Raw genomic sequence first — 23,089 nt, forward strand, 5'->3', positions numbered from 1 at the left:
CAGTGACGGAATGACGGACACCCTGCGCCCCGCCACCGCCGCCGACGTCGAGGCCGTTGCCGCGGTCTGGTACGCCGGTTGGGGTGACGGGCATCTGGGGCATGTGCCGGACGAACTGGTTGCGGTGCGGACCAAGGAGACCTTCTGGAGCCGTGCCGCGGAACGGGTGGCCGACACCACCGTCGCGGTGGTGGGGGACGAGGTCGCGGGGTTCGTGATGGTGACCGGCGACGAGGTCGAGCAGGTGTACGTCTCGCGCGACCACCGTGGTTCGGGAGTAGCCGGGACGCTACTCAGTGAAGCCGAGCGACAGGTGAAAGCCAACGGGCACAGCGAAGCGTGGCTTGCTGTGGCCGCGGGCAACGCTCGGGCCCGACGCTTCTACGAGCGCAGCGGCTGGAGCGACGGGGGAGCCTTCGATTACCCCGCCACCGTGGGAGATGGTGCGATTCCGGTGCCGTGTCATCGGTACGTCAAGCAGGTCTGACGCGGAGGATTCCCCTGCACTTGGGGTGTACGGCGGGTGTATCGGCTCCGAATGGAGTTAGTTTGCCTTGGCAAGCGTTCCCGTTCCTGGAGAGGTCACCATGGCAATCCGTTCCTGGCGCCGGCCGTCGCGTCGGCTGGTTCTCACCGGCGTCGCCGCCGTCGCGCTCACGTCGGTCGTCGGCGGGGTCGCGTACTCGGCCGGGGCCGCCTCGCAGCAGCCGGCCATTCAGACATCGACGCCGCGCACCGAGCGGCAGGTCACCAACATCGACGTACTGCGGCAGCAGTTGCGCAACTACTACGGCGATCCGCTCGGCACCGGTACGTTCGCGGCGGACAGCAACTACGCCAAGGAGGCCAAGTCGGCGGCCGCGTCCGGCAACCGCTGGATCTCCGCGCCGCACCACACCAACAAGACCAAGGCGATCCTGCTGGACGTCGACGACACCTCGCTGGCGACCTGGAACTACGAGATCTTCAGCAACTGGGCGTTCAACCCTGCCACCAATGCGGACTACGTGCTGAACCAGCGATTCCCCGCCGTACCGGGGATGGTCGACCTGGTGAAGACCGCGGAGCGGGAGGGCTACGCGATCTTCTTCCTGACCGGTCGCGGCACCGCGCAGGAGGCGGCGACGCTGGGCAACCTGACCGAGGACGGGATCGGCATCGACGCCGGTTTCCCGAAGCCGACGACGTTGCGCGACGGCGAGGACGGCCTGTTCACCAAGCCGGCCGTGGCCGACTACCCGGACTACCTGCAGAAGGCCTGCGCGAACGACCCGAACGGATCCTGTACGACGATCCACTACAAGTCCGCCACCCGGGCGCACATCGAGTCGCTCGGCTACGACATCGTCGCGAACTTCGGCGACCAGTTCTCCGACCTGAAGGGTGGATTCGCCGACCGCACCTTCAAGCTACCGAACCCGAACTACTACCTGCCGTAATCAGCGCGGCAGTACACCTTCGAGAAGAGTCGTGACGTGCTGGCGCAGGGTGGGCTCGAACTCCATCCGCAGCGCCGAGATCGACGGATCCGCCTCGAAGGCGGCGAGCAGGGCCGGGGTGGGATGGGCGTGCGTCCAGACCGCCCCGGCCAGCATGCTCGCCGGTGGGATGAAGCGCCGCGCGCCCTCTTCCCCCATCTCCGGTAGCGCGCCGACAGCCAGCTCGACCATCCGTTCGTAGCCAATCGCCGCCGCGCGCTTGAACGCGATCGCGGTCTCGGTCGAGATGTTGCGCTCCAGCACTGACGCCTGCGTGCTGATCAGATCGCAGAACACCGGACGTCCTGCCAGCGTGCTCACCACGGCATCCACCAGCAGTTCTGCCCGCTCATCGAGCGGCGCGGCCGGCGGTACGGCGGCGAGCGCGGTCGCGAGGTCCTCCACCCAGGCCGCGAGCTCGGAGCTGTTGAGCTCGAGCAGGACAGCCTCCCGCGACTCGAAGTACTTCAGCACGTTGGACTTCGCCAGGCCGACGCGGCGGCTCAGCTCGTTCAGGCTGACGTCGCTGACCGGCATCTCCGCCAGCATCGCCGCCGCGGTCGCCAGGATCGCCTGCCGCCGGACGGCCCGCTGCTCCTCGCTCCGGGCCCGCTGGAATGTCGTCACCCTCACAGTCTACAGACCGCTGGTCTGTTGTTATCGCACCGCCGGTCTGATAACGTCGAAGCCATAACAGACCATCAGTCTTTTATGGAGGAACCGATGTACGTCGTACCCGACCAGACCGGCAAGCTCGCCGTCGTCACCGGCGCCAACAGCGGCACCGGCAAGGAGACCACCAAGCGTCTCGCCGCCGCCGGTGCGCGGGTGGTGATGGCGGTCCGGACCGTCGCCAAGGGCGAGGCCGCCCGGGCCGAGATCCTGGCCGAACACCCGGACGCCCAGCTCGAGGTACGGCGGATCGACCTCGCCGACCTGGCGTCGGTGCAGGAGTTCGCCGACGGCCTGAGCGCGGACGAGTCGCACCTCGACCTGCTGGTGAACAACGCCGGCGTGATGACCCCACCGACCCGCAACGTCACCAAGGACGGGTTCGAGCTGCAGTTCGGCTCCAACTTCCTCGGCCCGTTCGCACTGACCGTGCGGCTGCTGCCGCTGGTGCTGGCCGCGCCGGCCCCGCGGATCGCGACCATGAGCAGCGGGACCGCGAACTACGGCCGGATCCACTTCGACGACCTGCAGTGGGAACATCGCTATCGCTCGAACCTGGCGTATGCGCAGTCGAAGCTCGCCGACCTCATGATGAGCAACCACCTGGCCAAGCTCGCCGCCGACCGTGGTTGGAACCTGCTCAGCGCCGCCGCGCACCCGGGCTTCACTCGCACCAACCTGCTGACTGCCGGCGCCTCGCTGGGTCGTGACCAGCTTCCGCTCGCTACCCGGATCGCGCACCGCCTCAACCCACTCCCGTCGCAAGGCGTCGAGATCGGCACCGAGCCGCTCCTGTTCGCCGCGACCAGCCCCGACGCCCAGTCCGGTGCGTACTACGGCCCGTCCAACTTCTTCGGCCTGGTCGGACCCACCAAACTCGCCGCCGCGCCCAAGCGTTCCCTCGACGTCGAGGACAACGCCAGGCTCTGGTCAGTGGCCGAGCAGCTCACAGGTGTTGCGCTCCCGCATCACGGTCCTATCCTGCGCAAGTGACCCAGTGGTCGAGCGGAGAGATCTATGAGTCCTACGTAGGCCGATGGAGCCGGCTGGTCGCCGCCGACTTCGTGAGCTGGCTGGACCAGCACACTGGCCTGCGCTGGCTCGACGTCGGCTGCGGCACCGGGGCGTTGACCAGCACGATCCTGCGTACGGCGGATCCAGCTTCGGTGCTCGGAGTCGACGCGTCGGCCGGCTTCATCGAGCACGCGAGGCAGCACGTCCGCGACGAGCGAGCGAGCTTCGAGGTCAGGTCGGCGACCGAACTGCCGGACGGCCCGTACGACGCGGTGGTCGCCGGGCTCGTCCTCAACTTCGTCCCCGAGCGGGCCGAGGCGCTGCGGCGGATGCGGGAGATCGGGTCGACGGTCGGCGCGTACGTCTGGGACTACGCCGAAGGCATGCAGCTGATGCGGAACTTCTTCGACGCGATGATCGAAGTACGTCCACAGGATCGCGAACACGATGAAGCGGTCCGTTTCCCGTTCTGTACGGCTGAGGGCCTCGAAGGACTGTTCACCGAGGCCGGGTTCACCACGGTCAGCACGCGGGCGGTCGTCGTACCGACGGAGTTCACGTCGTTCGACGACTACTGGCGTCCGTTCCTTGGCGGTCAGGGACCGGCGCCGGCGTACCTGCGCAGCCTGCCCGAGCCGGATCAGGAGACACTGCGGGAGGCGGTGCGTGCGCGGTTGCCGATCGAGGCGGATGGCTCGATCCGGCTGACTGCGCGGGCGTGGGCCGCGAAGGCCGTCAGCTGAGGTAGTCCGCCCGGAGCAGGCCGAAGAGGAGGTCGTCGGTCCACTCGCCCTTGAACCAGCTGTTCGACAGTCGCAGACCCTCTTGCCGGAAGCCGAGGCGTTCGAGCAGCCGGGCCGACGCCGTGTTGCGGGCGTCGCACTCGGCCGAGACGCGATGCAGATTGCGCTCGACGAACAACTGGTCGAGGAGGCCGCGGACCGCCTCGGTCGCGTAGCCCTTGCCCTGGTGCTCGGGGGCCAGGGTGAAGCCGAGTTCGGCCTGCCTGAGGTTCTCGTGCAGGTTGAGGCCGATGTCGCCGATCAGTACGCCGTCCAGGTCGACGGCGTACTGGAACCAGCCGGGCTTCATCGGATCGCCGTCCGCGAAGTCCTCGACAGTCTTGAGCGCCTCGGCCGGCGGGAGTGGTGCGTCCCACGACTGGTAGCGCGCAACGTCCGGATCCGACCGGTACGCCGCGAACGCCTCCGCGTCCTCGGGGGTGAAGCGACGCAGGCTCAACCGCTCGGTGCGCACCAGCATCCGGCCATCATGTCAAAACCGCTCCCTCGGTTCCGTCGTACCAGTGAGAGGAGAGCGCCGATGAAATTCCTGGTGATCCTGCAGGGCGACGGCGAGCAGCCGCTGCGCCGCGACGAGTTCGAACGAGCCGCGTACGACGCGGGCGAACTGGTCTGTGGTGAGGTGCTGGCCGACCCACAACTGGCCGTGCACATGCCCGATCGAGCGGCTCCGGCCGCCATCGACGCCTACTACTTGATCGACGTGGAGAGCCGCGAGCGGGCGGTCGAGCTCGCCCGCCTACTGCCGGACTCCCAGACCGCCGGGCGATCCGTCGAGATCCGCGCGGTGATGCACTCGACCGCCGCAGACTTCTAGTGCACCACCTTGAACCAGAGGTTGGTGGCGAGCTCGTTGCCGGTCACGCTCAGGCGTTCGAGGCCGACGGTTCGGCCGCCCGGCTGGTCGAACAGGCGGGTGCCGTCGCCGAGCATGACCGGGACGAACAGCAGCAGTACTTCGTCCAGTTCGCCGGCCTCGATGCACTGCTTGGCGACGTTCGCGCCGATCACATTGACGTACTTGTCGCCGGCCGCCTCCTTCGCCATCGAGAGCGCCTTCGCGAACTCGTCGACGTACGTGACACCCGGCTCGGGACTGTTCGGTGGGCGGTGCGTGAGCACGAACAGCGGGCCACTCCACCCGCCGCCGAATGCCTGGCCCTCGCCGGCTTCGCCTTTGTGCGGGTCGTCCCCGTCGTGCGACCGGCGCCCGGCCAGGATCGAGCCGATCCGGGGGATCAGTTCGTCGACCTCCGGGTTCGGACCGAGGTACGGGCGCATCCACTGCATGTCGCCGTCCGGGCCGGTGATGAAGCCGTCGACCGACATCGTCACCGAATAAAGCACCTTCGCCATGGGTCCTCCTGCTCGCTCGCTGGTTGGTTCCTGTTGAGACGAGCGAGCAGGAGAAAACTCATCGGGACGTCGGGCCCACGTCCGCCGGAGTGAGCGGGCGGTTGATCGCAGAGGCCTTGCTGTACTCGTCGGCGCCGACATCCGCCGTGCCGGTGCGCGGCTGACCGTCGAGGTCCTTCGGCACGTTCGGGTAGCTCTTGCTTGCGGCGTTGATCGCGGGACTCGAGGACGCTCGGGATCTTCCTCGGCGTCGAGGGGCCCGGGTCGGACGGGTTGGCACAGGGTGCGCGGATCGTTCGCAACTACTTCTCCGACCACACCTTCGCCGGCGACAACGGCGGCGAACCGATCCGGCTCGGCCTCGGCGGCATCGTGCTCCGGCACGGCAACCGGTCCCGGATCGAGGCCAACTTCATCCTTGCCGGGAGCAACGGAATCCGGATCTACGGCAACGATCACCTGATCGTGAACAACTACACCGAGCAGATCGGCGGCTCCGGAATCCGGTGGCCAGGAAGGTACGGCGATGCATGGCGTCCTCCGGGGGTGACTCGGGGCGGGGTCCGGATGTGGCTGCCCAGTCTGTGGACGGTCGAGAGCGCTGGCAAGCGTTTGCCAATGAGGTGACCAGATCTCCCGTGGGGTGGGACGGATGGGGGCCGGGTTCCGCGGCGCAGCCCCGGTGCGATCGCGTCCCGTAGTGCCGGTAGCCTTCCGGCAATCGACCTTTTCGGATTCGGGAACGAGGTGGATCGGGGCGATGCCGGAGCGGAACGAGGCCCAGCGGATGCTGCCCGACCTCGACCTCCACCGGCCGTCCGAGGCCCGGCTCTACGACCTGTTCCTCGGCGGTAAGAACAGCTACGAGGTGGACGCAGGCTGTTCCAGGAAGTCCTGGAGATCGCGCCTGAGGCACCGGACCTGGCCCGGGAGAACCGGCGCTGGCTGGGCGACGCGGTCCGCTGGATGATCAGCGACGGTGTGCGTCAGTTCCTCGACCTCGGTTGCGGCCTGCCGGCCGCGCCGAACAGCCACGAAGTCGCACTGAAGGCCGATCCGCAGGCGAAGGTCGTGTACGTCGACAACGACCTGATGGCGATCTCGCACGGTCAGGCGCTGCTCGCCGACGACCACAGCACGTTCTGCGCCGGTGCGGACCTGACCGACCCGGAGTCCGTGCTCGAGCATCCGGTCGTCACCGAGGCGCTCGACCTGAACCGGCCGGTCGGGATCATCCTCGGGCTGGTGCTGCACGCGATCCCGGACACCAAGCAGGTCCGGCGGTTGGTCTGCGACTACCTGGACGCGGTGCCGCCCGGGTCGTACCTGGCGATCACGCATCCGGTGAACTCCCGCGACGGCAGCCGGCTGAGCGAGTTCGCGACCGCGGTCGAGGACAAGCTGAGGGAGTCCTTCCCGGCCCTCACCTTCCGCGCTCCCGTGGAACTCGCCGAGATCGTGGCCGGTTTCGAGTTGATCGAGCCAGGTCTGGTCGACCTGACCGGCTGGTGGCCGCCCGCCGAGCAGAAGCTCAGTCCGACCGGCGCGGCCCTGCTGCTGTACGTCGCTCTCGCGCGCAAGCCCTGACAATTCGCTGGTGGATCGACCCGGATCGCACCGATGATGGGTCACATGTCTGCTCAGGCTGCTGCTGCCGCTCACTGATCACGCGGTTCCCCGCCTGATCACGCCCGTCCACGCGACGGGCCCCTTCAGCGTGCAGTCCACCAGCCTTGGAGCTCTTCTCATGCACCCCACGTCATCATCGGCGTCGGTCGAGATCGCGTGTGACGAGTCGGGGTTCTCCGGGAGCAATCTCCTGGACCCCGAGTCGCCCGTGATCACCCACGCCAGTGTGGATCTCGACGTACCGGAGGCCGCCGAACTGGTCGCCGTACTGCAGTCCCGGTTCCGCCGTCGAGGGACCACCGAGTACAAGTCCAACCTGCTGCTCCGGCCCGAGCAGCGACCCGCGCTCGAGTGGTTCCTCACCACGCTGCGCGGGCACGCCCATGTCCATGTCATCGACAAGACGTCGTACGTCGCGGGCCGGGTGATCGAGTTGCTCGTCGACGAGCCGTCGTACGGCGATGGCACCCGGCTGGCCCGGGATCACGGGGAAGTCGTGGCGCGGTTCCGGGATCGCACCGACTTCCTGGACGCGTTCCTCACGATGACGCGGACCAAGCGATTGCGGCTGCTCGACCATGCCGCGATCAACCGGTTCTTCGCGTTGCTGCCGGCCGATGTGCCGGTTCTGCGCGAGGTGACGCGGGCGCGGGTCGAGGAGGTGCTGCTGCGGTTGATCGACGACGATCGTTCGATCCCGCCTCCGCTCGAACCAATGGTGCCCGCGGTGGCCGACACGGTGTTGTTCTGGAGCGCCGGGCAGCGGTCGGTCGCGGTGGTGCACGACGAGCAGAGCGCGCTCACCCGAGGTCGGATGGCGCGGCTCGGCGCCTACCTGGCCGAGGCCGTCGCGCCGGCACCGCCACCACTCCTCAGCCTCAAGCAGGTCGACTCCAGGCACGATCCGCGAGTACAGGCGGCGGACTTCCTGGCCGGCATCGCCCGCTGGCTCGCCACCGACCCAACTCCGGTCCCGGCCCTGACCGAGCTACTCGATCCCTACCTCCCCGTTTAGTGGCCGGGGTGGGCGTGGTTGCTGGTGGATGGCGGGTTGTGTGCCGGCTGGCGGGTTGTTGCGCGCCAGCGGTGAAACAACCCGCCAGTGGTGGCTGCGAGTGCTCAGGATTGCTCGGCGAGGAAGGCTTCCCAGGTGCGGTGGCCGGTGGTGGCGCCGGTCAGGGTCAGGTTTCCGCCGGCCCGGTAGACCTTGCCGGCCTTGCCTGGAACGCGGACCGGCATCGACAGCCGGTGCTTGCCGGTGGTGCGCAGGTAGTCGCGGGCGAGGTCGCCCAGGCTGTACACCTTCGGGCCGACCAGGTCCGGGACGAGGCCGGCCGGCTCGCCCAGCGCCAGCTCGACGAGCCGCGCCGCGACGTCGCGCCCGTCCACCGGCTGGAACCGCACCCCACCGGGGATCGGCAGCACCGGGAGCTTCGCCATCATGCGCGCGGTGTTCCAGGCGAAGTCGTGGACCTGCGCGACCCGCAGTACCGTCCACGGCACCGAGGACTCCCGCACGGCCTGTTCCGCGCCCAGTTTGGATCTGAAGTACGTCAGCGGGAGTTGATCCACCGCGGTCACCGAGATGTGCACCAGGTGTTTGACCCCGGCCCGCTCCGCGGCCCGCACGAGACTCCGCGTGCCGACGTCATCCCCCTTCGGCCCACCCGCGAGGTGGATCACGACGTCCACGTCGTTCAGAGCGTCATCGATCCCGTCCCCCTGCAACAGGTCCGCCGCCACATGCTCGACCCCATCGTCCTTGGGGTGTCGGCTCAGCACCCTGACCTTCCACCCCGCCTCCACCACCAACGGCACCACCAGCCGCCCCAACGTCCCGGTTCCACCCGTCACCAGCATCACGCCCACAGTTCCTCCACTCATCACGACCCACCTCCGGGCCCCACCCCTCTGACGTCCGCGGCAGCGATGATGTGACAGCGATCGTTTTGTCGAGAAGTGCCGGCGCGGTCCGACCTACGTGGTGATGGCGCACAGTGCGTCGTTGTGGAGGAGGTTGTGATGAAGTACCTGATTCTGATCTATTCGAAGCCGGAGCCGTGGGGGCACCCGACGATCGACTTCACCGAGGTGGGGCGGGCGATCCCGGACGACGAGCGGGCGGCGATGCACAAGGAGTTCGAGGAGATGCTGGCCGAGATCTCGGCGTCGGGGGAGTTCGTGACGGCCGAGGCGCTGGGGGCGCCGGCGGCGTCGACGATCTACCGCGTCGGCTCCAAGGGCCGCCGGGTGGCGACCGATGGGCCGTACGCCGAGGCGAAGGAGCAACTCGCCGGCTTCTTCCTGATCGACGTCGCTTCCCGGGAGCGGGCCGAGGAACTGGCGTCCCGCTTCGCCGGTCCCGGAGACACCGTCGAGTTGCGGCCGGTGATGTGACGATGCCCGGGATCCGCCTGAGCTCGCCGACGCTCAACTGCCCGAACGCCCTCGAACTGGCGGCGTTCTACGCGGAGATCACGGGTGGGCGGATCGCGTACTCCGACCACGTCTGGGCGACCATGGACGGGCCTGGGGGCCGGATCGACTTCCAGAGCGATCCGGCCCATGTCCCGCCCACCTGGCCGGAGCCGACGGTTCCGATCCAGTTCCACCTCGACTTCTACGTCGACGACCTGGATACCGCCGCCTCCCAGGTCCTGGCCGCGGGTGCCACCAAGTACTCCCACCAGCCCAACGCCGACCACTGCCTGGTCTTCGCGGACCCGGCCGGTCACCCCTTCTGTCTGTCCACCTGGGACATGCTCAATCGGTGACTCGGGTCACGACTGCGGGTCTCGCACCGGTCTCGCTCAGCGAGACGTGACGTACGACGTACCGCCAGGCGTCCGGCTCGCCTACCCTGATTGAACTTACCGAGAGTCAGGAGGGGCGAGCTGTGACGACTGTCGTCCTGATGGGTCCGCCGGGTGCCGGGAAGGGCACGCACGCCGACATGCTCGCCGAGCAAGCCGCCGTACCAGCCATCTCGACCGGCGACATCTTCCGCGCCCAGGTCGCCGCCGGGACGGACCTCGGCCGGAGAGCCCAGCAGTACCTCGACTCCGGTGCGTACGTACCCGACGACGTGACGATCGCGATGGTCCGCGAGCGGCTGGCCGAGGACGACGCCCGGCCGGGCTTCCTCCTGGACGGCTACCCGCGCACCCTCGAACAGGCCGCCGTACTCGACGAGCTCCTCACCACGCAGGAACGCCGGCTCGACGCGGTCGTCGTCCTGCGGGTCGACCAGGAAGTCCTGGTACGGCGCCTGCTGCGGCGAGCCGAGATCGAGCACCGCTCCGACGACACCGAGGACGTGATCCGGCGCCGCCTCAAGGTGTACGCCGACCACACCGTTCCGCTGATCGAGCTGTACGGCGACCGCGGCCTGGTGCACGAGGTCGACGGCGATGGCGAGGTCGCCGAGGTCCGCCAACGAGTCCTCCAGGTCGCCTACCGCCTCACCCTGGCCGAACGCCCCATCCCGGGCCTCTGAACAGCCGCGCCTGACCGAGCGCGCGGCTGTTCCGTCTTCTTGCGGTCAGCTGCGCCAGACCGGGGCGACCGACTTGCGGTAGGTGCGGCCGAAGACGCCGCTGATGATGGTGAGGACGGGCTTCGGGACCGTGCCGGTGATGGCGGCGGTCTCGTCGGGGGCGGCGCCGTCGAGGGCCCAGGCGAAGAACGTACCGCCCTGCGCCGGGCTGACCTTGGCGAACTGCCGGCCCATCGCCTTCATCTCGGCGGTGTCCTTCTTCTCCAGGTACACCCCCTCGATCTCCGACTCCTCGTGATCCAGATGCAGCACGGTCACCCGCTGCAGCTCCTGCATCGCGGTCAGTGCGGTCGCCGCGTCCTCGGCGCTCGAGGTACGGCGAAGGGACGCGATCGCCTCGCGGGCCTTGGCCAACGCGGTCGCCATCGTGTCGTGCTCGGCGTCCATCTGGGTCAGCAGATCCCGGCTCACCCCGACCGATTCCAAGGCCGGCCAGGCGATGTCGTGCTCACCTTCGTGGTGGCGGGTCAACTGTTCGTCGAAGTTCGCCCATGCCGTCGCGAGCTGCTCGGCCCGCAGCTGATCCCCCGCGGAAAACGCCCCCAGCGCGTCGACGAACCGCTGCAGATCCCGGCGGAACGCCGCGTGAATCGCTTTGTTCATGCTCATCTCAGCCATAGCTCGGAGTGTAGGGTCAAGCGCGCTTGAAGTGGGGGAGTCGGCCGGGAACATCTTCCGGCGTTCACCGGTTGTGGCTGGATATGCATGGTGAGTACAAGGTTCCGGGCGGCAAGCTGGTTGTTGCCGATCTGGAGGTGGTCGACGATCACGTTCGGCGGGCGCAGCTCAGTGGGGACTTCTTCCTCGAGCCCGACGATGCGCTGGAGCGGATCAACGGTGCTCTTGCCGGTCTCCCGATCGCCACGCCCGCGGCCCAGGTGGCTGCTCGTGTGCGTGCCGTACTCGGGGATGGGGTCGAGATGCTCGGGTTCTCGCCCGAGGCCGTGGCCGTCGCCGTACGGCGGGCGCTGACCGGCGCGACCGGTTGGCGCGATCACCAGTGGGAGTTCGTGCACGACGTACCGCGGGAGCCCGCGCTGCAGATGGCGCTCGACGAGGTGCTGGCCGAGCAGGTCGGTTCCGGTGAGCGGGCGCCGACGCTGCGGGTCTGGGAGTGGGCGTCGAACGCGGTCATCATCGGCAGCTTCCAGTCCCTGCGCAACGAGGTCGACCTGGCGGGCGCCGCGAAGCACGACGTGACAGTCGTACGGCGGATCAGCGGCGGCGGAGCCATGTTCGTTGAACCAGGCAACACGATCACGTACTCGCTCTACGTCCCCGAGTCACTCGTCTCCGGCCTGTCGTTCATCGAGTCGTACGCGTTCCTCGACGACTGGGTGATCGGCGCGCTGAACGATCTCGGCATCGCGGCGACGTACCAGCCGATCAACGACATCACCTCGCCGGCCGGCAAGATCGCCGGCGCCGCGCAGAAGCGGTTCGCCGGTGGCGCCGTCCTGCATCACGTCACGATGGCCTACGACATGGACGCCGCGAAGATGCTCGAGGTACTGCGGATCGGCCGCGAGAAACTGTCCGACAAGGGAACGACGAGCGCCAACAAGCGGGTCGATCCACTGCGCAGCCAGACCGGCCTCGACCGCGCGGAGGTGATCGACCGGATGGCCGCGTCCTTCGGCAACCGCTACGGCCTCAAGCCTGGCAGCATCGGCAAGGCCACAGTGGACCTCGCCGAAGAGCGCGCCACCGCCAAGTTCGGCACCGACGAGTGGCTCACTCGAGTCCCGTGATCGGTACGGCGTTTCCACTCACGCGGACCCTGGTGTCGTCGGCGCGCAGTTCAACCTGGATGCGGCTCGGGCGACCGAGATCCTCACCCTGGTGCAGTGTGAGCACGACCGGCGCTTCGACGAGCCCGCGCTCGCGTAGGTAGGCGCCGAACGCCGCGGCCGCCGCCCCGGTCGCCGGATCCTCGACCACGCCACCGACCGGGAACGGATCGCGCACATGGAACACAGTCGCGGACTCCCGCCAAACCAACTGCAGCGTGGTCAGATCCCGCTGCAGCATGTAGGCGAGCAGCCGATCGAAGTCGTAGTTCAGGTCTGCCAGTCGTTGCCTGGTCAACGTACTCACGATGAGATGCCGCGCCCCGGCGTACCCGATCGCGGGCGGCAATGCGGGATCGAGCTCGTCCTCATGCCAGTCGAGGATCTCGAGTACGTCGCTGATGTCGTCGATCTCCTCGACATGCGGTTCGACGCTGGTCAGCGTGGCCCGCAGTCCGTCCGGTGACTCCTCGACCACGACCGGCACGAGCCCGGCCTGGGTCGAGAAGACGAACTCACCGGGACCGATCCGCTCGGCCAGGGCGACCGCGGTTGCCACGGTCGCGTGCCCGCAGAACGGCACCTCCGCCCTGGGCGAGAAGTAGCGGACCGGGATCACTCCATCGCTGCCGCCGGTCCCGCTGGTCAGGAAGGCGGACTCGGAGTACCCGACGTCCGCGGCGATCGCCTGCATCTCGGCGTACGTGAGCCTGCTCGCGTCGAGGACCACGCCGGCCGGGTTGCCGCCGGCCGGGTCGGACGTGAACGCCGTGTACCGCAACACTGTCATGCGGTCATCCAATCACTGACGCTCCAGCCGGACGAAGGTCGCGCTCGGGTCACTGACCGTCTCGGTCACCTGGAACGCGCCCAACGCGTCGTCCACGCCGTCGAACAGGCGCTCGCCGGCGCCCGCCAGGATCGGCGCGACGACGAGGTTGAGCTCGTCGATCAGACCGGCCCGCAGGTACTGCTGGACAGTGTGGGCGCCACCGGCGATGACCACGTCGCGGCCATCCGCGGCCTTCAGCGCGCGCTCCAGCACGACCTCGATCGGCTCGTCGGTGAAGTGGAACGTCGTACCGCCGTCCATCGGGATCGACGGCCGCAGGTGGTGGGTGAGGACGAACGTGTCGTGATGGTACGGCGGGTTGTCGCCCCACCAGCCCGTCCACGACTCGTCCTCCCACGCACCACGCTGCGGGCTGAACATGTTCCGTCCCATGATCGTGGCGCCGACACCTTCGGCGTACCCGTCGATCCGGTCCGCCCCGAGCCCGCTCCTCCCGGCGGCCTGGTCCTGCTGCGCGACCTCCATCCAGTCGTGCACCTTGTCCATGCCGTCGCCGAACGGCGCGTCCAGCCGCTGACCCGGACCGGCCGCGATCCCGTCGAGGGTGATCGTGAAGTTGTGGACCCGAACCCGTGCCATGACAATCTCCTCAGCCTGTGTGCGGTTCTCCTTGCACCCCCAGGTCGGAACCGCCCCGACCGTCTTGACACGGCTCAGTCTGTCCAATCCAGCTGGACCCCCGGAATCCCCAACTCCCGCCCGAATTCCTGTGCCTCGGCCCGTGCCACCGTGTCACCGCGCTCGTAGCGGAACACGCGGCCCGGGAAGACAACGAACACCTCCCGCGCGTCATGGAAGTCGGCGTACCACCCCGGCTGGTCCAACGCCCCGGCCAGTGTCTCCGCCAGCACCTCGACCCGCTCGTCCTCGACCCCGAACTCGAGCACCGACCACACCGCCGCCTGACTCGGCGTCGCACTCGCCACGGCGTACCGACTGATCTTGTGCACCAGCAGCGGAACGTCCGAAATCTCCACGCCAACCCGCAGACTCTCCAAAATCAACGCACCCTCGAACACCCAGCCTCCTCCCGACTTCTGCCCAGGAGGCTAGGTGGACCCGCCGACAGTTCTGTGCGGCTAGGCGAAGAGCGGGATCTGGGCGTTCTGCGGCGCCGCGCCGTAGGAGGCGGTCACCTTGTTGAGCTCGGACTGGTAGTACAGCGTGCCGAGGCCGAAAACGAACATCAGCAGCAGGCCGACGCCCCCACTGCAGGTGACCGGCAGGCCCGCGGCCCGCTGGCTGTTCGCGATCCGGCCGCCGGTGTTGAAGTACGACACCAGCGGCGCGATGATCGTCCAGCCCAGCAGCAGCAACACCAGCATCGGTCCGGCCACCGGGACCACCCGGCGACGGTCGAACTGCGCCATCTCGGCGTGGATCTTGTAGTACCACACGAGGTGGTAGATGCCGAACGTGATCAGCGGCAGCCCGAGCCACACCCCGACCGGATTGCGCTGCTTCATCTGAAGTCCTTGTGCCACCGGTGCTCCGGCGCGTCCGGGCAGCACGATTTCCTGCGACATGATTCCCCCTCCGAATGAGACTTCGGGCAGCTGGTTCCCCCCGGCTGCCGGAAGTCGGTCAAGGCCGCTCAGACTAGTGGTCATCACGCATCGTGACTACGGGCGCGTTCAGTTTGTTATCTCTGGCCGGCCGGGACGCGTCTAGCGTGGGGTGGTGGAGCGGATCGGGTATGTCATCTTGTACGTCGAGGATCTCGGGGCGTCGGTGGAGTTCTATCGGGACGTAATCGGGTTGCCGTACAAGTTCACCGATGCGGGGTATGCGGAGTTCGGTACCGAGGGGACGCGGTTCGCGCTGTTCGAGCGGCGGCGCGCGGAGTGGTTGACCGGGCGGACGGTCTCGCCGGGGGCGGCCGGCGAGGTGGTGCTGATGGTCGACGACGTGGACGCGTGGGCCGATCGGCTCGCGGCCCGCGGAGTCGAGGTGCTCAGCGGGCCGGCCGATCGGCCATGGGGGCACCGGACCGCGCATGTCGCGGATCCGGACGGGTTCGTGGTCGAGTTCGCCCAGGAGATCCCGCGGCTGCGCGGCCGCCGCGTGTGAAGTTGGTCTGTGTCAGCGGTGCCGGTTCTGGTACTGCCAGCGGCGGCGGTGCGCTCCGCTGATCAGGATGATCCAGAACATGCCCCACACCAGCCACGGCGCGGCCAACGTGATCGCGGTGATCACCAGCGCCATCATCAGGATCGGGGCGAGCATCACGAACGGCGGCGGACCTTGGCGCCGCCGCGGCCTGGCGGTCCGCGGCGACCACGGTCCCTGCGCGACCTCGAGGCCGGCCGGGTCCGGGAGGTCGTCGAACAGTGGCTCGAGGTCGTCGGCGTACCGCGCCCGGGTCGCCTGCTCGCTGCGCTCCTCGAACTCGGTCTGCGTCAGCCGGCCCGCGACGAAGTGGTCGCTGAGGACGGCCACGGCCTGGTCGCGTTCGGTGTCGCCGATCCGGAGCGGGCCGCGGCGCCGCTCGGGCGTACGGTCGGCGGTCTCGCGCCGATCGTCCTCGCGGGGATCCAGCTTGCTCCAGTCCGGTCCGCCCCAGTCGGGTCCACGCCAGTCGCGGCCATGCCAGTCGCGGTCCTGCCAGTCGTGGTTGTGCCAGTCGTGGCGGCGGCGGTTGCGGCCGCGCCGGTCGGTGTCGCGCGAGTCGGGATCGCGCCATTCCGGCAGGGGCGAGCTCATGACCGGTCCTGCTCGTCGTCCGGTCGCTCGTCGGCAAGGATCCCGTACAGCTTCCGCCGCAGCTCGGCCAGCGCGTCCTTCGCGCGCGCCTGCTGCTCCGGCGTACCGGTCGCGAGGATCTGCCACATCGCCGTCGCCACCTGGCCGAGCAGCGGCTTCAGCCCGTTCTCGTCGTCGTCGCTCGGTGCGCTCATCGCCTCCCAGGGCGCGGACACCTCGTCGGAGTGCTCAGCGACGTACGCGCGTCCCTCGTCGGTCAGCGTGAAGGTACGGCGGCCGACCTCGGCGTCAGCGGTGACCAGGCCCTCGTCCTCGAGCTGCTGCAGGGTCGGGTAGATCGACCCCGGGCTGGGCTTCCACACCCCGCCGCTGCGCTCGGCGATCTCCTGGATGATCTGGTAACCGTTCATCGGCTGCTCGGCCAGTACGGCGAGGATCGCGGCGCGCACATCGCCGCGCCGTGCCTTCGGCCCACGCCAGCGCGGCGGCGGACCCCACGGCGGGCCGAACATCTGGCCACCGCCGCCGAACATCCCCCACTGTCCGGAGAACGGCTGGTGGTGTCCGCGGTGACCGCGCCGCCCGGTCATCGCCGCGTGCAGTTCGTCCTTGATGTCGTCGAACACTGAGTCGAACGCTGAGCAGTGCTGTGCGAGTTTCTGCCACGGCCAGCCCGCCGCGTACGTCGATCCGGTCATCCCGACCACCCGTCCCTCAGGAGAGAATGCGATACGTCGACGATATATCGCGACACATCGCAACCCAAGGGGATCGTGCCCAGGGACTCGGCTCAGGACGTGAGCTTGAGATCGGCCACCGTGGCGACCAGCAGCAGCGAGTCACCCTCGACGGACACCTGCTTCAAGACTGCGTCGAACGGAAGCTGTGGAAAAGCCAATCCACGGGCCAGTTGGGACTTCACCGCGTCGCGCACCACCGACGGGATGGAGTCGGACATGTCCTCGACGCCCAGCGCGATCCGGCGGCCCTTCACCTGCGGGGTGACGGCCACCTCCGCGTTCAGGCCGCCGACGGTCAGCCGCGCGTGCAGTTTGCCGTCGACGATGCGGAAGCTCAGACCCTTGATGTTGGTGGTGCGGGCGGCCAGTTTGGTCAGCTCGTCCGGCGACAGGTGCACCCGCATGGCGGTCGAGTCGACGGTGACCGCCGTACCGGGCTTCTGCTCGAGCAGAGCTCGCGGCACGTGCACGCCAGACATCTCCACTACCAGATCCTCAGCGGCGACGTCGTTCGAGAAGGTCGGTTGCTTCATCGTCAGCGTGACCGAGGAGAACTTTTCCTTGGCCAACTGTGGGAGGAAGCCGAAGCCGCCCACCTCGACGGATGTGTCGGTGGCCTCCACGTCGTAGTTCGCGGCCTGGTTCTCGGCCATCGTCGCCAGCCGGTTCTCGGCGGCCCACTCCGCCGCCCGGTCGACCGCGACCGCCAGTACGCCCAGCACGATCACCGTCACCACCAACCGCCGCAACCAGCGGCCCGGTCCTCTGGATCTCATTCCTGCCCTTCCCGACAACGGCGGAACCCGTCGATCCGCACAGCCTAGAGGCAGACGTTCAGGACGCGGATTCAGTTGGCGATGGCGGCGATGGTTTCGCGCAGTGCGTCGTCCGTCGCTGCGGGTTTGATGCCAAAGGCAACAGTTGCGGCGATGGAGTCGACGACGAACGGGCGACGCCACTGGTACTGCGTTTCGATCATTTCGCGGGCGTCCGGGTTGAAGAGTCCGCCGATGCGCAGTGCGATGGTCGGCATCGCGGAGATCCGGGCGGCTGGTGCTCCGGCGAGCTCGGCCGTGCGGGTGGCGAGAGCGCGGATCGACATCGGTTCCGGTGTCGGCACGTGCCATGCTCGTCCCCAGGCGGTCTCGTCCGCGGCGGCCGCGACGAGGGTCTGGGCGACATCGCCGACGTACGTCCAGCTGTGGGGCGCATCGAGGTCGGCGGGCGCCGAAGCGCGCTTGCCTCGTAGCACCTTGGGCAGCACCAGAATGGTGAACGGCGATGCCGCGCCGGCGCCGAGGTAGTCCGAGCCGCGTACCTCGGCCGTCCGGATCCGGCCCGCCTGATGTGCCGCCAACGCATCGGTCCAGAGCTTGGCCCGGACCTGTCCCTTGACGGAGTTGGGCCGCAGGGGAGTGTCCTCGGTGATCGGCCCGTCGACCTGGCCGTAGGCGTACAGGTTGCCGGTCGTCACCAACACGGCCCCGCTGACCTCGGCCGCATGCACCAAGGCGGCTCCCAGCGGAGGCCAGTCAGTCGGCCATCGGTGGTACGCCGGGCCCGCGCACGAGTACAGCGCCACTGCGCCTTCTGTGTGCCGCGCCAAGGCTTCGGCGTCACTCGCATCTGCCGCAACTCGCTCGATCTGTGCCGTCTCGTCGTTCTCCTGAGAAGGGCTGGGCTGGGGAGCGCGGCCGCTGCGGGTGATGAGGCGGACCTGTTCACCCCTGGCAGCGAGCAACCGAGCCGTGGCCGAGCCGACCGGACCGGCGCCGACGACGACGTGCAGAGACATGCGGACAACCCTTCATCATGAAGCGGGCGAGAACAGTGTTCTCTAATGAGTTCACTGTACTCCATCCTGTGTCAGACTGATCCCATGTCCGCACCGTCCCTGCGCGCCCGAGTCCGCTCGGAGATGAGCCAGGAGATCAAGGACGTCGCCCGTCGGCACCTCGCCACGGACGGCGCCAACCTCTCCCTGCGTGCCGTCGCCAGGGACCTCGACATCGTCGCGTCGGCCCTCTACCGCTACTTCCCGAGCCGCGACGCCCTGCTCACCGCGCTGATCATCGACGCGTACGACGCTCTCGCCGCCGCCGCGACCACCGCGGACGCCGCCGTACCGCGGGACGATCTCCGCGGCCGCTGGCTCGCCGTCTGTCGCGGTGTCCGCACCTGGGCGCTGGCCCACCCTGCCGAGTACGGCCTGATCTACGGCAGCCCCGTCCCCGGGTACGCCGCGCCCGAGGAGACCGTCGAGCCGGCAACCAAAGTGATCCTGCTCCTCGCCGCCATCGTGACCGACGCGGGCGACCGCCTCCGCTCGCTGACCGCATCGCCACTCACGGCACCGCTCCGCGCCGACCTCCGTCGCCTGATCCAGGAACGCCAGGGCACCATGCCCGAGGACCGACTCGACCGCGTCCTGGTTGCCTGGACGCATCTGTACGGCGTACTCAACTTCGAAGTATTCGGCCGCCTCGACGAGATGATCGAGGCCCGCGCGGAGTACTTCGATCACCACATGAACCTGATGGCCGACGTCACCGGCCTCCCCGCGTGACCGCCGAGACCTTCGCCGAACACCGCGGCCTGCTGTACGCCGTCGCCTACCGCGTGCTCGGCAGCGTCGCCGAGGCCGAGGACGTCGTCCAGGATTCCTGGCTGCGCTGGAGCCGCGTCGACCCGGCCACCGTCGACGACCCAGAGGGCTACCTGGTCCGAGTCGCGACCCGCCTCGCCATCGACCGCCTCCGCAGTGCAGCGGTACGCCGTGAGTCCTACGTCGGACCGTGGTTGCCGGAGCCGATGCTCACCAGTCCGGACGCGGCCGACGACGTCGTACGCAACGACTCGGTGTCCACGGCCATGCTGCTCGTCCTGGAAGCACTGTCGCCGACCGAACGTGCTGTCTTCGTTCTGAACGAGGCCTTCGGCTACAGCCACACCGAGATCGCCCGCATCCTCGGCCGCCAGGACGCCGACGTACGGCAGCTCGCGCACCGCGCTCGCAAGGCGGTCGCGGTGCGCCGACGCCGGTACGACACCGACCGATCCACCCAGCGGCAGGTGACGGAGAAGTTCCTGGCAGCCTGTCTCGACGGTGATGTGAAGGCGTTGATGAAGGTCCTCGCACCCGACGTCACCTTGATCAGCGACGGCGGCGGACTCACCGGCGCGCCACGCAAGCCGATCCACGGCCCGGCGTACGTCGCACAGGCATTCATCGTGCTGTCGCGGCGGCGCCCCGAGGGCTCCCGCGTCGAGATCCGTCAGGTCAATGGGGCGCCGGGCTTCGTGATCACTTCTGGAGGTACGGCGGTCGTCGCGGCGACGTTCTACCTGGTGGATGGCGCGATCGACACCATCCACGTCGTCAGCAGCCCGGAGAAGCTGACCGGCGTGAGCTGATTCACTGTCACGTCTCGACGCGCTGTCTCGTCCGTGGGGCGCCCCCAATCACCCCACGGAACGGAGTCACCGTGTTCGCCGCCTACCTCGCCGCCACGCTTCTCGCCGCTGCCCTGACCGGCAGCGCGGCCATCGCCAACCTCATCGGCCACGACTACCCGAAGTCCCAGGCCGACGTGGTGGGCGTGCCGTACTCGTGGATGCTCCCGCTCGGCACGCTCCTCGCGGCCGGCGCCCTCGGCTTGCTGGCCGGGTTCGTCGTACCGACCCTTGGCACACTCGCCGCCGCAGGCCTCGTCCTGTACTTCGTCGGTGCCTTCGCTGCCCACCTCCGAGCGCACGACCGGCACTTCGGCCCGTGGTCCTTGTACTTCCTCAGCTCCCTGGCCGCCCTGGCCACGGCTCTCATCTACCACTGAGCGCCCGTCAGCCCTCGACCTTGAACGGATCATGCTCGGCCAGCAGCTTGTCCAGTCGCGCCTGATCGACTCGGGTGGTCACCTCGGACAGTTCGTGCCGATCCCGCACCACCTTGCACAAGGTCACCGTCGACGTGACTGCGTACAGCAGGCCGATCGCCAGGAACCCGCGGATCCACCCCGGCGCGGGCAGGTAGACGAGCCCGAGCCCCATCGCCGTCAGCGAGGCGCCGAACGAAAGAAGTGCCTGCCCGTAGAACGCGGCAGTCTGCGAAGGCTGAATTGTTTTCGTCATGCGGCAATCGTCAGCGCATCCCAGTCGCGCCACATGCGCTGAACTACTCAACCGCCACCGGCATCAGGGCAGAGCGCGGCGCAGGCGAAGCTCATCGCGAATGGTCGGCGGCACGGGCAGCCGGTACGACTCCAGGGCTCTGGCGTAGGCGGTCAGTGAGGCGGCGAGGCGGCTGGCGTCGCTGCTGGGCGCGCTGCCGCGGCGTGGGACGCCTCGAGTCACTCGATCCGCTGCCCGGGCGGACCTGACCTCGGCGAGCAGGTGCAGAAGGTCGTGATCCATCGCCGTACGGCGCGAGATCCCGGCGAACACAGGAGTCGTCATCGGGCATCGCCTCATCCCCTGCCGGTTCCTGACATGCCACCTGGAATGCCATCGTTCCGGAGTCCCACCAGCCTACCCCTCTGGACTAAACCCGCCGATGGGAGTAACTTACAACGTAAGCATACATTGTAAGTATGCAGCGAGCCGGTCGGAACCGGCATCTTCAGCAGGGGGAAACACATGTTGGCCATCACTCGGACGACGTACGGCGAGACCGACGTTCTCGAGCTCCGCGACATCGGCAAGCCCGCCATCGCCGCCGACGAGGTACTGATCCGCGTCCGCGCGGCCGGCGTGGATCGTGGGGTGTGGCACATCATGACCGGGCTGCCGTACCCGATTCGCCTTGCTGGGTACGGTTTCCGGGCGCCGAAGAACCAGGTACTCGGCATGGACGTGGCGGGGATCGTGGAGGCGGTCGGTGCCGACGTGACCAGGTTCCAGCCGGGTGACGAGGTGTTCGGAGTCGGCAAGGGTGCCTTCGCGGAGTACACCACTGCCCTCGAGCGCAAGCTCGCACCGAAGCCGGCGAACCTGACCTTCGAGCAGGCGGCCGTCGTACCGATCTCCGGGATGACCGCCCTGCAGGGCGTGCGTGATCAGGGCGAGGTCGCATCAGGTCAGCAGGTGCTGATCACGGGCGCGTCCGGTGGCGTCGGTTCCTATGCGGTGCAGCTGGCCAAGGCGTTCGGGGCCGAGGTCACCGGCGTTTCCGGTGCGAGCAAGATGGATCTGGTTCGGTCGCTCGGCGCGGATCACGTGCTCGACTACCGGCGCGACGACTTCGCGGCGGGACCGCAGCGGTACGACGTGATCCTGGACATCGCCGGAAACGCTTCCCTGTCACGACTTCGGCGCGCCCTCACGCCGAAGGGGACTGTCGTTGTCATGGGCGGCGAGAACGGCGGCCGGTGGCTCGGCGGCACCGATCGCCAGATGCGGGCGGTGCTGCTGTCGCCGTTCGTCAGTCAGCGCTTGCGGACGTTCGTCAACTCGGAGAAGTCCGACCATCTGATCGACCTCACGCCGCTGCTCGAATCCGGAGCGGTGGTACCGGCGATCGACCAGCGTTTCCCGCTGAGCGAGGTCCCGAAGGCCATTCAGTACCTGCTCGACGGCCACGCCCGCGGAAAGGTCGTCATCACTGTGGCGTAGGCGTGTGGAGACCAACGAGGTCGGCGCTCACCTGCCAGAGTCGTGTCGCGGTGGCTTCGTCGTAGCTGCGCTCGGAGGACTTCGTGGCCGCAGACTTGGCGAAGTAGCGGCCGGTCACGTGCTCCAGTTGCGGATCGGATGCGACGTAGATCGAAGTGGCGGCGCCCTGAGCCGGGCGTTTCATGAACGGGCGCAGCAGCGGTACCACCAGTCGCTGCGTGCGGCCGGGATCCTCGCCGCCGAACCCGGTGCTTACCAAGCCGGGGTGTAGTGCGTTCGCCGTGACGGAGCTGCCTTGCAATCTCCTGGCCAACTCGTAGCTGAACAAGACGTTGGCGAGCTTCGACTGGTTGTAGGCACGGGACCCGGAATAGTCGCGCTCGTTCTGCAGATCGTCGAAGTCGATGCGACCCATCGACTGAGCGTTCGACGCCACGGTGACGACGCGGGCCTGCGCGCTCTGCCGCAGCCGGTCGAGGAGCAGGTTGGTGAGCAGGAACGGCGCGAGGTGGTTCAGCGCGAAGGTGTGCTCGAGCCCGTCGGCAGTGACGTGCCGGGTATCCCAGTAGCCGCCGACGTTGTTCACCAGTACGTCGAGCCGCGGCAGCTTCCGCAGTACCTCGTCGGCAACCCGCCGTACCTCGGCTTGCGCGGACAGGTCCGCGACGAAGCCATCCGCTCGGCCTACTGCGCGGATCTCCCGTACTGCGTCGTCGGTCCGCGCACTGTCCCGGCCGATGATCGCGACGTGCGCACCCATCGTGGCGAGGCCGAGCGCGGTCGCCTTCCCGATGCCTCCGGTGGCCCCGGTGATCAGTACCGTCTTGCCAACCATCGACGTGGCCATGCGGCTCCGCTCTCGCTGCGATGCCCTCAGCATGTGCCCCT

33 protein-coding genes and 1 pseudogene are annotated in these 23,089 nt (G+C 68.3%); 17 read left to right on the forward strand and 17 right to left on the reverse strand.

What is annotated here, in order from left to right; genetic code table 11:
• Positions 1–10 precede the first annotated feature (10 nt).
• Positions 11–487 (forward strand): GNAT family N-acetyltransferase, encoded by a 477-nt coding sequence (locus OG817_RS44830; RefSeq protein ID WP_406051250.1) that lies wholly within the window; start codon positions 11–13, stop codon positions 485–487.
• Between the two features lie 100 nt (positions 488–587).
• A complete protein-coding gene (locus OG817_RS44835; RefSeq protein WP_406051251.1) occupies positions 588–1,439 on the forward strand; it encodes an HAD family acid phosphatase in 852 nt (283 codons plus the stop codon).
• Here the strand turns inward: OG817_RS44835 and OG817_RS44840 are convergent, their stop codons facing one another.
• Positions 1,440–2,105 carry a TetR family transcriptional regulator gene (locus tag OG817_RS44840; protein ID WP_406051253.1) on the reverse strand — a complete coding sequence of 222 codons (666 nt, stop codon included), beginning with the start codon at positions 2,103–2,105 and terminating at the stop codon, positions 1,440–1,442.
• A gap of 96 nt (positions 2,106–2,201) precedes the next feature.
• On the opposite strand from OG817_RS44840, the gene OG817_RS44845 reads away from it, so the two are divergent.
• Together OG817_RS44845 and OG817_RS44850 are read left to right on the forward strand one after the other, a co-directional pair.
• The gene (locus OG817_RS44845) at positions 2,202–3,143 is read left to right on the forward strand and encodes an SDR family oxidoreductase (RefSeq protein ID WP_406051255.1); all 942 of its coding nucleotides are present in this window, start codon (positions 2,202–2,204) and stop codon (positions 3,141–3,143) included.
• The gene (locus OG817_RS44850) at positions 3,140–3,907 is read left to right on the forward strand and encodes a class I SAM-dependent methyltransferase (RefSeq protein ID WP_406051256.1); all 768 of its coding nucleotides are present in this window, start codon (positions 3,140–3,142) and stop codon (positions 3,905–3,907) included. Before OG817_RS44845 ends, OG817_RS44850 begins: the two co-directional genes overlap by 4 nt.
• Here the strand turns inward: OG817_RS44850 and OG817_RS44855 are convergent.
• The gene (locus OG817_RS44855; protein ID WP_406051258.1) at positions 3,900–4,427 is read right to left on the reverse strand and encodes a GNAT family N-acetyltransferase; all 528 of its coding nucleotides are present in this window, start codon (positions 4,425–4,427) and stop codon (positions 3,900–3,902) included. The two genes, OG817_RS44850 and OG817_RS44855, sit on opposite strands and share 8 nt — an antisense overlap.
• A 60-nt stretch (positions 4,428–4,487) precedes the next feature.
• Here OG817_RS44855 and OG817_RS44860 point away from each other — a divergent pair, with 60 nt between their 5' ends.
• Positions 4,488–4,784 carry a hypothetical protein gene (locus OG817_RS44860; protein WP_393379757.1) on the forward strand — a complete coding sequence of 99 codons (297 nt, stop codon included), beginning with the start codon at positions 4,488–4,490 and terminating at the stop codon, positions 4,782–4,784.
• Here OG817_RS44860 and OG817_RS44865 read toward each other — a convergent pair.
• On the reverse strand, positions 4,781–5,323 hold the full coding sequence (locus OG817_RS44865; protein WP_406051260.1) for a dihydrofolate reductase family protein: 543 nt from the start codon (positions 5,321–5,323) through the stop codon (positions 4,781–4,783). The genes OG817_RS44860 and OG817_RS44865 overlap by 4 nt on opposite strands.
• A gap of 58 nt (positions 5,324–5,381) precedes the next feature.
• Positions 5,382–5,507, reverse strand: coding sequence for a hypothetical protein (locus OG817_RS44870; RefSeq protein WP_406051262.1), 126 nt, complete (start codon positions 5,505–5,507; stop codon positions 5,382–5,384).
• Positions 5,508–5,596: 89 nt separating this feature from the next.
• Here OG817_RS44870 and OG817_RS44875 point away from each other — a divergent pair, with 89 nt between their 5' ends.
• The 3 genes and pseudogenes from OG817_RS44875 (at position 5,597) to OG817_RS44885 (ending at position 7,967) form a co-directional block, all read left to right on the forward strand.
• Positions 5,597–5,950: a hypothetical protein gene (locus OG817_RS44875; RefSeq protein WP_406051263.1), complete on the forward strand. Its 354-nt coding sequence runs from the start codon at positions 5,597–5,599 to the stop codon at positions 5,948–5,950.
• 160 nt (positions 5,951–6,110) lie between these two features.
• Positions 6,111–6,910, forward strand: a pseudogene (locus OG817_RS44880) (SAM-dependent methyltransferase).
• A 160-nt stretch (positions 6,911–7,070) separates the two neighbouring features.
• Entirely contained in the window at positions 7,071–7,967 is an 897-nt protein-coding gene (locus OG817_RS44885) for a hypothetical protein (RefSeq protein WP_406051265.1), read from the forward strand.
• 104 nt (positions 7,968–8,071) lie between these two features.
• On the opposite strand, the gene OG817_RS44890 is transcribed toward OG817_RS44885, so the two are convergent.
• Positions 8,072–8,836, reverse strand: coding sequence for an SDR family oxidoreductase (locus OG817_RS44890; protein ID WP_406051266.1), 765 nt, complete (start codon positions 8,834–8,836; stop codon positions 8,072–8,074).
• A 138-nt stretch (positions 8,837–8,974) separates the two neighbouring features.
• On the opposite strand from OG817_RS44890, the gene OG817_RS44895 reads away from it, so the two are divergent.
• The 3 genes from OG817_RS44895 to OG817_RS44905 all read left to right on the forward strand — a co-directional run bounded on the left by OG817_RS44895 (position 8,975) and on the right by OG817_RS44905 (position 10,448).
• Positions 8,975–9,349 (forward strand): YciI family protein, encoded by a 375-nt coding sequence (locus OG817_RS44895; RefSeq protein ID WP_406051268.1) that lies wholly within the window; start codon positions 8,975–8,977, stop codon positions 9,347–9,349.
• 2 nt (positions 9,350–9,351) lie between these two features.
• Positions 9,352–9,726, forward strand: coding sequence for a VOC family protein (locus OG817_RS44900; protein ID WP_406051269.1), 375 nt, complete (start codon positions 9,352–9,354; stop codon positions 9,724–9,726).
• 122 nt (positions 9,727–9,848) lie between these two features.
• Positions 9,849–10,448, forward strand: coding sequence for an adenylate kinase (locus OG817_RS44905; RefSeq protein WP_406051270.1), 600 nt, complete (start codon positions 9,849–9,851; stop codon positions 10,446–10,448).
• 45 nt (positions 10,449–10,493) lie between these two features.
• Here the strand turns inward: OG817_RS44905 and OG817_RS44910 are convergent, their stop codons facing one another.
• The gene (locus OG817_RS44910; protein WP_406051272.1) at positions 10,494–11,126 is read right to left on the reverse strand and encodes a hemerythrin domain-containing protein; all 633 of its coding nucleotides are present in this window, start codon (positions 11,124–11,126) and stop codon (positions 10,494–10,496) included.
• A gap of 83 nt (positions 11,127–11,209) precedes the next feature.
• Here OG817_RS44910 and OG817_RS44915 point away from each other — a divergent pair, with 83 nt between their 5' ends.
• Positions 11,210–12,259: a biotin/lipoate A/B protein ligase family protein gene (locus tag OG817_RS44915; RefSeq protein WP_406051273.1), complete on the forward strand. Its 1,050-nt coding sequence runs from the start codon at positions 11,210–11,212 to the stop codon at positions 12,257–12,259.
• Here OG817_RS44915 and OG817_RS44920 read toward each other — a convergent pair.
• From OG817_RS44920 to OG817_RS44935, 4 genes are all read right to left on the reverse strand, one after another.
• Positions 12,243–13,088, reverse strand: coding sequence for a PhzF family phenazine biosynthesis isomerase (locus OG817_RS44920; RefSeq protein WP_406051274.1), 846 nt, complete (start codon positions 13,086–13,088; stop codon positions 12,243–12,245). The genes OG817_RS44915 and OG817_RS44920 overlap by 17 nt on opposite strands.
• A gap of 12 nt (positions 13,089–13,100) precedes the next feature.
• Positions 13,101–13,730: a dihydrofolate reductase family protein gene (locus tag OG817_RS44925; RefSeq protein WP_406051275.1), complete on the reverse strand. Its 630-nt coding sequence runs from the start codon at positions 13,728–13,730 to the stop codon at positions 13,101–13,103.
• A gap of 74 nt (positions 13,731–13,804) precedes the next feature.
• Positions 13,805–14,128: a hypothetical protein gene (locus OG817_RS44930; protein WP_406051276.1), complete on the reverse strand. Its 324-nt coding sequence runs from the start codon at positions 14,126–14,128 to the stop codon at positions 13,805–13,807.
• A 102-nt stretch (positions 14,129–14,230) separates the two neighbouring features.
• On the reverse strand, positions 14,231–14,617 hold the full coding sequence (locus tag OG817_RS44935; RefSeq protein WP_396396793.1) for a DUF4234 domain-containing protein: 387 nt from the start codon (positions 14,615–14,617) through the stop codon (positions 14,231–14,233).
• Positions 14,618–14,831: 214 nt separating this feature from the next.
• On the opposite strand from OG817_RS44935, the gene OG817_RS44940 reads away from it, so the two are divergent.
• Positions 14,832–15,221, forward strand: coding sequence for a VOC family protein (locus tag OG817_RS44940; protein ID WP_360447999.1), 390 nt, complete (start codon positions 14,832–14,834; stop codon positions 15,219–15,221).
• Positions 15,222–15,233: 12 nt separating this feature from the next.
• Here OG817_RS44940 and OG817_RS44945 read toward each other — a convergent pair whose 3' ends face one another.
• The 4 genes from OG817_RS44945 to OG817_RS44960 form a co-directional block, all read right to left on the reverse strand.
• Positions 15,234–15,854 carry a DUF1707 domain-containing protein gene (locus OG817_RS44945; RefSeq protein WP_406051277.1) on the reverse strand — a complete coding sequence of 207 codons (621 nt, stop codon included), beginning with the start codon at positions 15,852–15,854 and terminating at the stop codon, positions 15,234–15,236.
• Positions 15,851–16,552, reverse strand: coding sequence for a PadR family transcriptional regulator (locus OG817_RS44950; RefSeq protein WP_396396795.1), 702 nt, complete (start codon positions 16,550–16,552; stop codon positions 15,851–15,853). The genes OG817_RS44945 and OG817_RS44950 overlap by 4 nt, the downstream gene beginning before the upstream one ends.
• A gap of 92 nt (positions 16,553–16,644) precedes the next feature.
• Entirely contained in the window at positions 16,645–17,370 is a 726-nt protein-coding gene (locus OG817_RS44955) for a DUF2993 domain-containing protein (RefSeq protein WP_406051278.1), read from the reverse strand.
• Between the two features lie 71 nt (positions 17,371–17,441).
• Positions 17,442–18,389, reverse strand: coding sequence for an NAD-dependent epimerase/dehydratase family protein (locus tag OG817_RS44960; protein ID WP_406051279.1), 948 nt, complete (start codon positions 18,387–18,389; stop codon positions 17,442–17,444).
• 84 nt (positions 18,390–18,473) lie between these two features.
• On the opposite strand from OG817_RS44960, the gene OG817_RS44965 reads away from it, so the two are divergent.
• The 3 genes from OG817_RS44965 to OG817_RS44975 all read left to right on the forward strand — a co-directional run bounded on the left by OG817_RS44965 (position 18,474) and on the right by OG817_RS44975 (position 20,427).
• Positions 18,474–19,160: a TetR/AcrR family transcriptional regulator gene (locus OG817_RS44965; protein ID WP_406051281.1), complete on the forward strand. Its 687-nt coding sequence runs from the start codon at positions 18,474–18,476 to the stop codon at positions 19,158–19,160.
• The gene (locus OG817_RS44970; RefSeq protein ID WP_406051282.1) at positions 19,157–20,008 is read left to right on the forward strand and encodes an RNA polymerase sigma-70 factor; all 852 of its coding nucleotides are present in this window, start codon (positions 19,157–19,159) and stop codon (positions 20,006–20,008) included. The genes OG817_RS44965 and OG817_RS44970 overlap by 4 nt, the downstream gene beginning before the upstream one ends.
• 71 nt (positions 20,009–20,079) lie before the next feature.
• The gene (locus tag OG817_RS44975; protein WP_406051284.1) at positions 20,080–20,427 is read left to right on the forward strand and encodes a DoxX family protein; all 348 of its coding nucleotides are present in this window, start codon (positions 20,080–20,082) and stop codon (positions 20,425–20,427) included.
• A 7-nt stretch (positions 20,428–20,434) separates the two neighbouring features.
• Here OG817_RS44975 and OG817_RS44980 read toward each other — a convergent pair whose 3' ends face one another.
• Both OG817_RS44980 and OG817_RS44985 read right to left on the reverse strand, forming a co-directional pair.
• The gene (locus tag OG817_RS44980) at positions 20,435–20,722 is read right to left on the reverse strand and encodes a YiaA/YiaB family inner membrane protein (protein ID WP_406051286.1); all 288 of its coding nucleotides are present in this window, start codon (positions 20,720–20,722) and stop codon (positions 20,435–20,437) included.
• Between the two features lie 63 nt (positions 20,723–20,785).
• Positions 20,786–21,046: a hypothetical protein gene (locus tag OG817_RS44985; protein ID WP_396396804.1), complete on the reverse strand. Its 261-nt coding sequence runs from the start codon at positions 21,044–21,046 to the stop codon at positions 20,786–20,788.
• A gap of 180 nt (positions 21,047–21,226) precedes the next feature.
• On the opposite strand from OG817_RS44985, the gene OG817_RS44990 reads away from it, so the two are divergent.
• The gene (locus OG817_RS44990; protein WP_406051287.1) at positions 21,227–22,201 is read left to right on the forward strand and encodes an NAD(P)-dependent alcohol dehydrogenase; all 975 of its coding nucleotides are present in this window, start codon (positions 21,227–21,229) and stop codon (positions 22,199–22,201) included.
• On the opposite strand, the gene OG817_RS44995 is transcribed toward OG817_RS44990, so the two are convergent.
• Positions 22,188–23,048, reverse strand: coding sequence for an SDR family oxidoreductase (locus OG817_RS44995; protein WP_406051289.1), 861 nt, complete (start codon positions 23,046–23,048; stop codon positions 22,188–22,190). The genes OG817_RS44990 and OG817_RS44995 overlap by 14 nt on opposite strands.
• Positions 23,049–23,089 lie beyond the last annotated feature (41 nt).

The sequence above is a fragment of the Kribbella sp. NBC_00889 genome (genome assembly GCF_045207705.1).
Taxonomy (GTDB): Bacteria; Actinomycetota; Actinomycetes; order Propionibacteriales; family Kribbellaceae; genus Kribbella.

What these genes read in the sequence shown, in the direction of transcription:
- OG817_RS44830 (WP_406051250.1), top strand. Translation starts at nt 11, where the DNA reads ATGACGGACACCCTGCGCCCCGCCACCGCCGCCGACGTCGAGGCCGTT.
- OG817_RS44835 (WP_406051251.1), top strand. Translation starts at nt 588, where the DNA reads ATGGCAATCCGTTCCTGGCGCCGGCCGTCGCGTCGGCTGGTTCTCACC.
- OG817_RS44845 (WP_406051255.1), top strand. Translation starts at nt 2,202, where the DNA reads ATGTACGTCGTACCCGACCAGACCGGCAAGCTCGCCGTCGTCACCGGC.
- OG817_RS44855 (WP_406051258.1), bottom strand. Translation starts at nt 4,427, where the DNA reads ATGCTGGTGCGCACCGAGCGGTTGAGCCTGCGTCGCTTCACCCCCGAG.
- OG817_RS44860 (WP_393379757.1), top strand. Translation starts at nt 4,488, where the DNA reads ATGAAATTCCTGGTGATCCTGCAGGGCGACGGCGAGCAGCCGCTGCGC.
- OG817_RS44865 (WP_406051260.1), bottom strand. Translation starts at nt 5,323, where the DNA reads ATGGCGAAGGTGCTTTATTCGGTGACGATGTCGGTCGACGGCTTCATC.
- OG817_RS44885 (WP_406051265.1), top strand. Translation starts at nt 7,071, where the DNA reads ATGCACCCCACGTCATCATCGGCGTCGGTCGAGATCGCGTGTGACGAG.
- OG817_RS44890 (WP_406051266.1), bottom strand. Translation starts at nt 8,836, where the DNA reads ATGAGTGGAGGAACTGTGGGCGTGATGCTGGTGACGGGTGGAACCGGG.
- OG817_RS44895 (WP_406051268.1), top strand. Translation starts at nt 8,975, where the DNA reads ATGAAGTACCTGATTCTGATCTATTCGAAGCCGGAGCCGTGGGGGCAC.
- OG817_RS44900 (WP_406051269.1), top strand. Translation starts at nt 9,352, where the DNA reads ATGCCCGGGATCCGCCTGAGCTCGCCGACGCTCAACTGCCCGAACGCC.
- OG817_RS44910 (WP_406051272.1), bottom strand. Translation starts at nt 11,126, where the DNA reads ATGGCTGAGATGAGCATGAACAAAGCGATTCACGCGGCGTTCCGCCGG.
- OG817_RS44915 (WP_406051273.1), top strand. Translation starts at nt 11,210, where the DNA reads ATGCATGGTGAGTACAAGGTTCCGGGCGGCAAGCTGGTTGTTGCCGAT.
- OG817_RS44920 (WP_406051274.1), bottom strand. Translation starts at nt 13,088, where the DNA reads ATGACAGTGTTGCGGTACACGGCGTTCACGTCCGACCCGGCCGGCGGC.
- OG817_RS44925 (WP_406051275.1), bottom strand. Translation starts at nt 13,730, where the DNA reads ATGGCACGGGTTCGGGTCCACAACTTCACGATCACCCTCGACGGGATC.
- OG817_RS44935 (WP_396396793.1), bottom strand. Translation starts at nt 14,617, where the DNA reads ATGAAGCAGCGCAATCCGGTCGGGGTGTGGCTCGGGCTGCCGCTGATC.
- OG817_RS44945 (WP_406051277.1), bottom strand. Translation starts at nt 15,854, where the DNA reads ATGAGCTCGCCCCTGCCGGAATGGCGCGATCCCGACTCGCGCGACACC.
- OG817_RS44950 (WP_396396795.1), bottom strand. Translation starts at nt 16,552, where the DNA reads ATGACCGGATCGACGTACGCGGCGGGCTGGCCGTGGCAGAAACTCGCA.
- OG817_RS44955 (WP_406051278.1), bottom strand. Translation starts at nt 17,370, where the DNA reads ATGAGATCCAGAGGACCGGGCCGCTGGTTGCGGCGGTTGGTGGTGACG.
- OG817_RS44960 (WP_406051279.1), bottom strand. Translation starts at nt 18,389, where the DNA reads ATGTCTCTGCACGTCGTCGTCGGCGCCGGTCCGGTCGGCTCGGCCACG.
- OG817_RS44965 (WP_406051281.1), top strand. Translation starts at nt 18,474, where the DNA reads ATGTCCGCACCGTCCCTGCGCGCCCGAGTCCGCTCGGAGATGAGCCAG.
- OG817_RS44980 (WP_406051286.1), bottom strand. Translation starts at nt 20,722, where the DNA reads ATGACGAAAACAATTCAGCCTTCGCAGACTGCCGCGTTCTACGGGCAG.
- OG817_RS44985 (WP_396396804.1), bottom strand. Translation starts at nt 21,046, where the DNA reads ATGACGACTCCTGTGTTCGCCGGGATCTCGCGCCGTACGGCGATGGAT.
- OG817_RS44990 (WP_406051287.1), top strand. Translation starts at nt 21,227, where the DNA reads ATGTTGGCCATCACTCGGACGACGTACGGCGAGACCGACGTTCTCGAG.
- OG817_RS44995 (WP_406051289.1), bottom strand. Translation starts at nt 23,048, where the DNA reads ATGGCCACGTCGATGGTTGGCAAGACGGTACTGATCACCGGGGCCACC.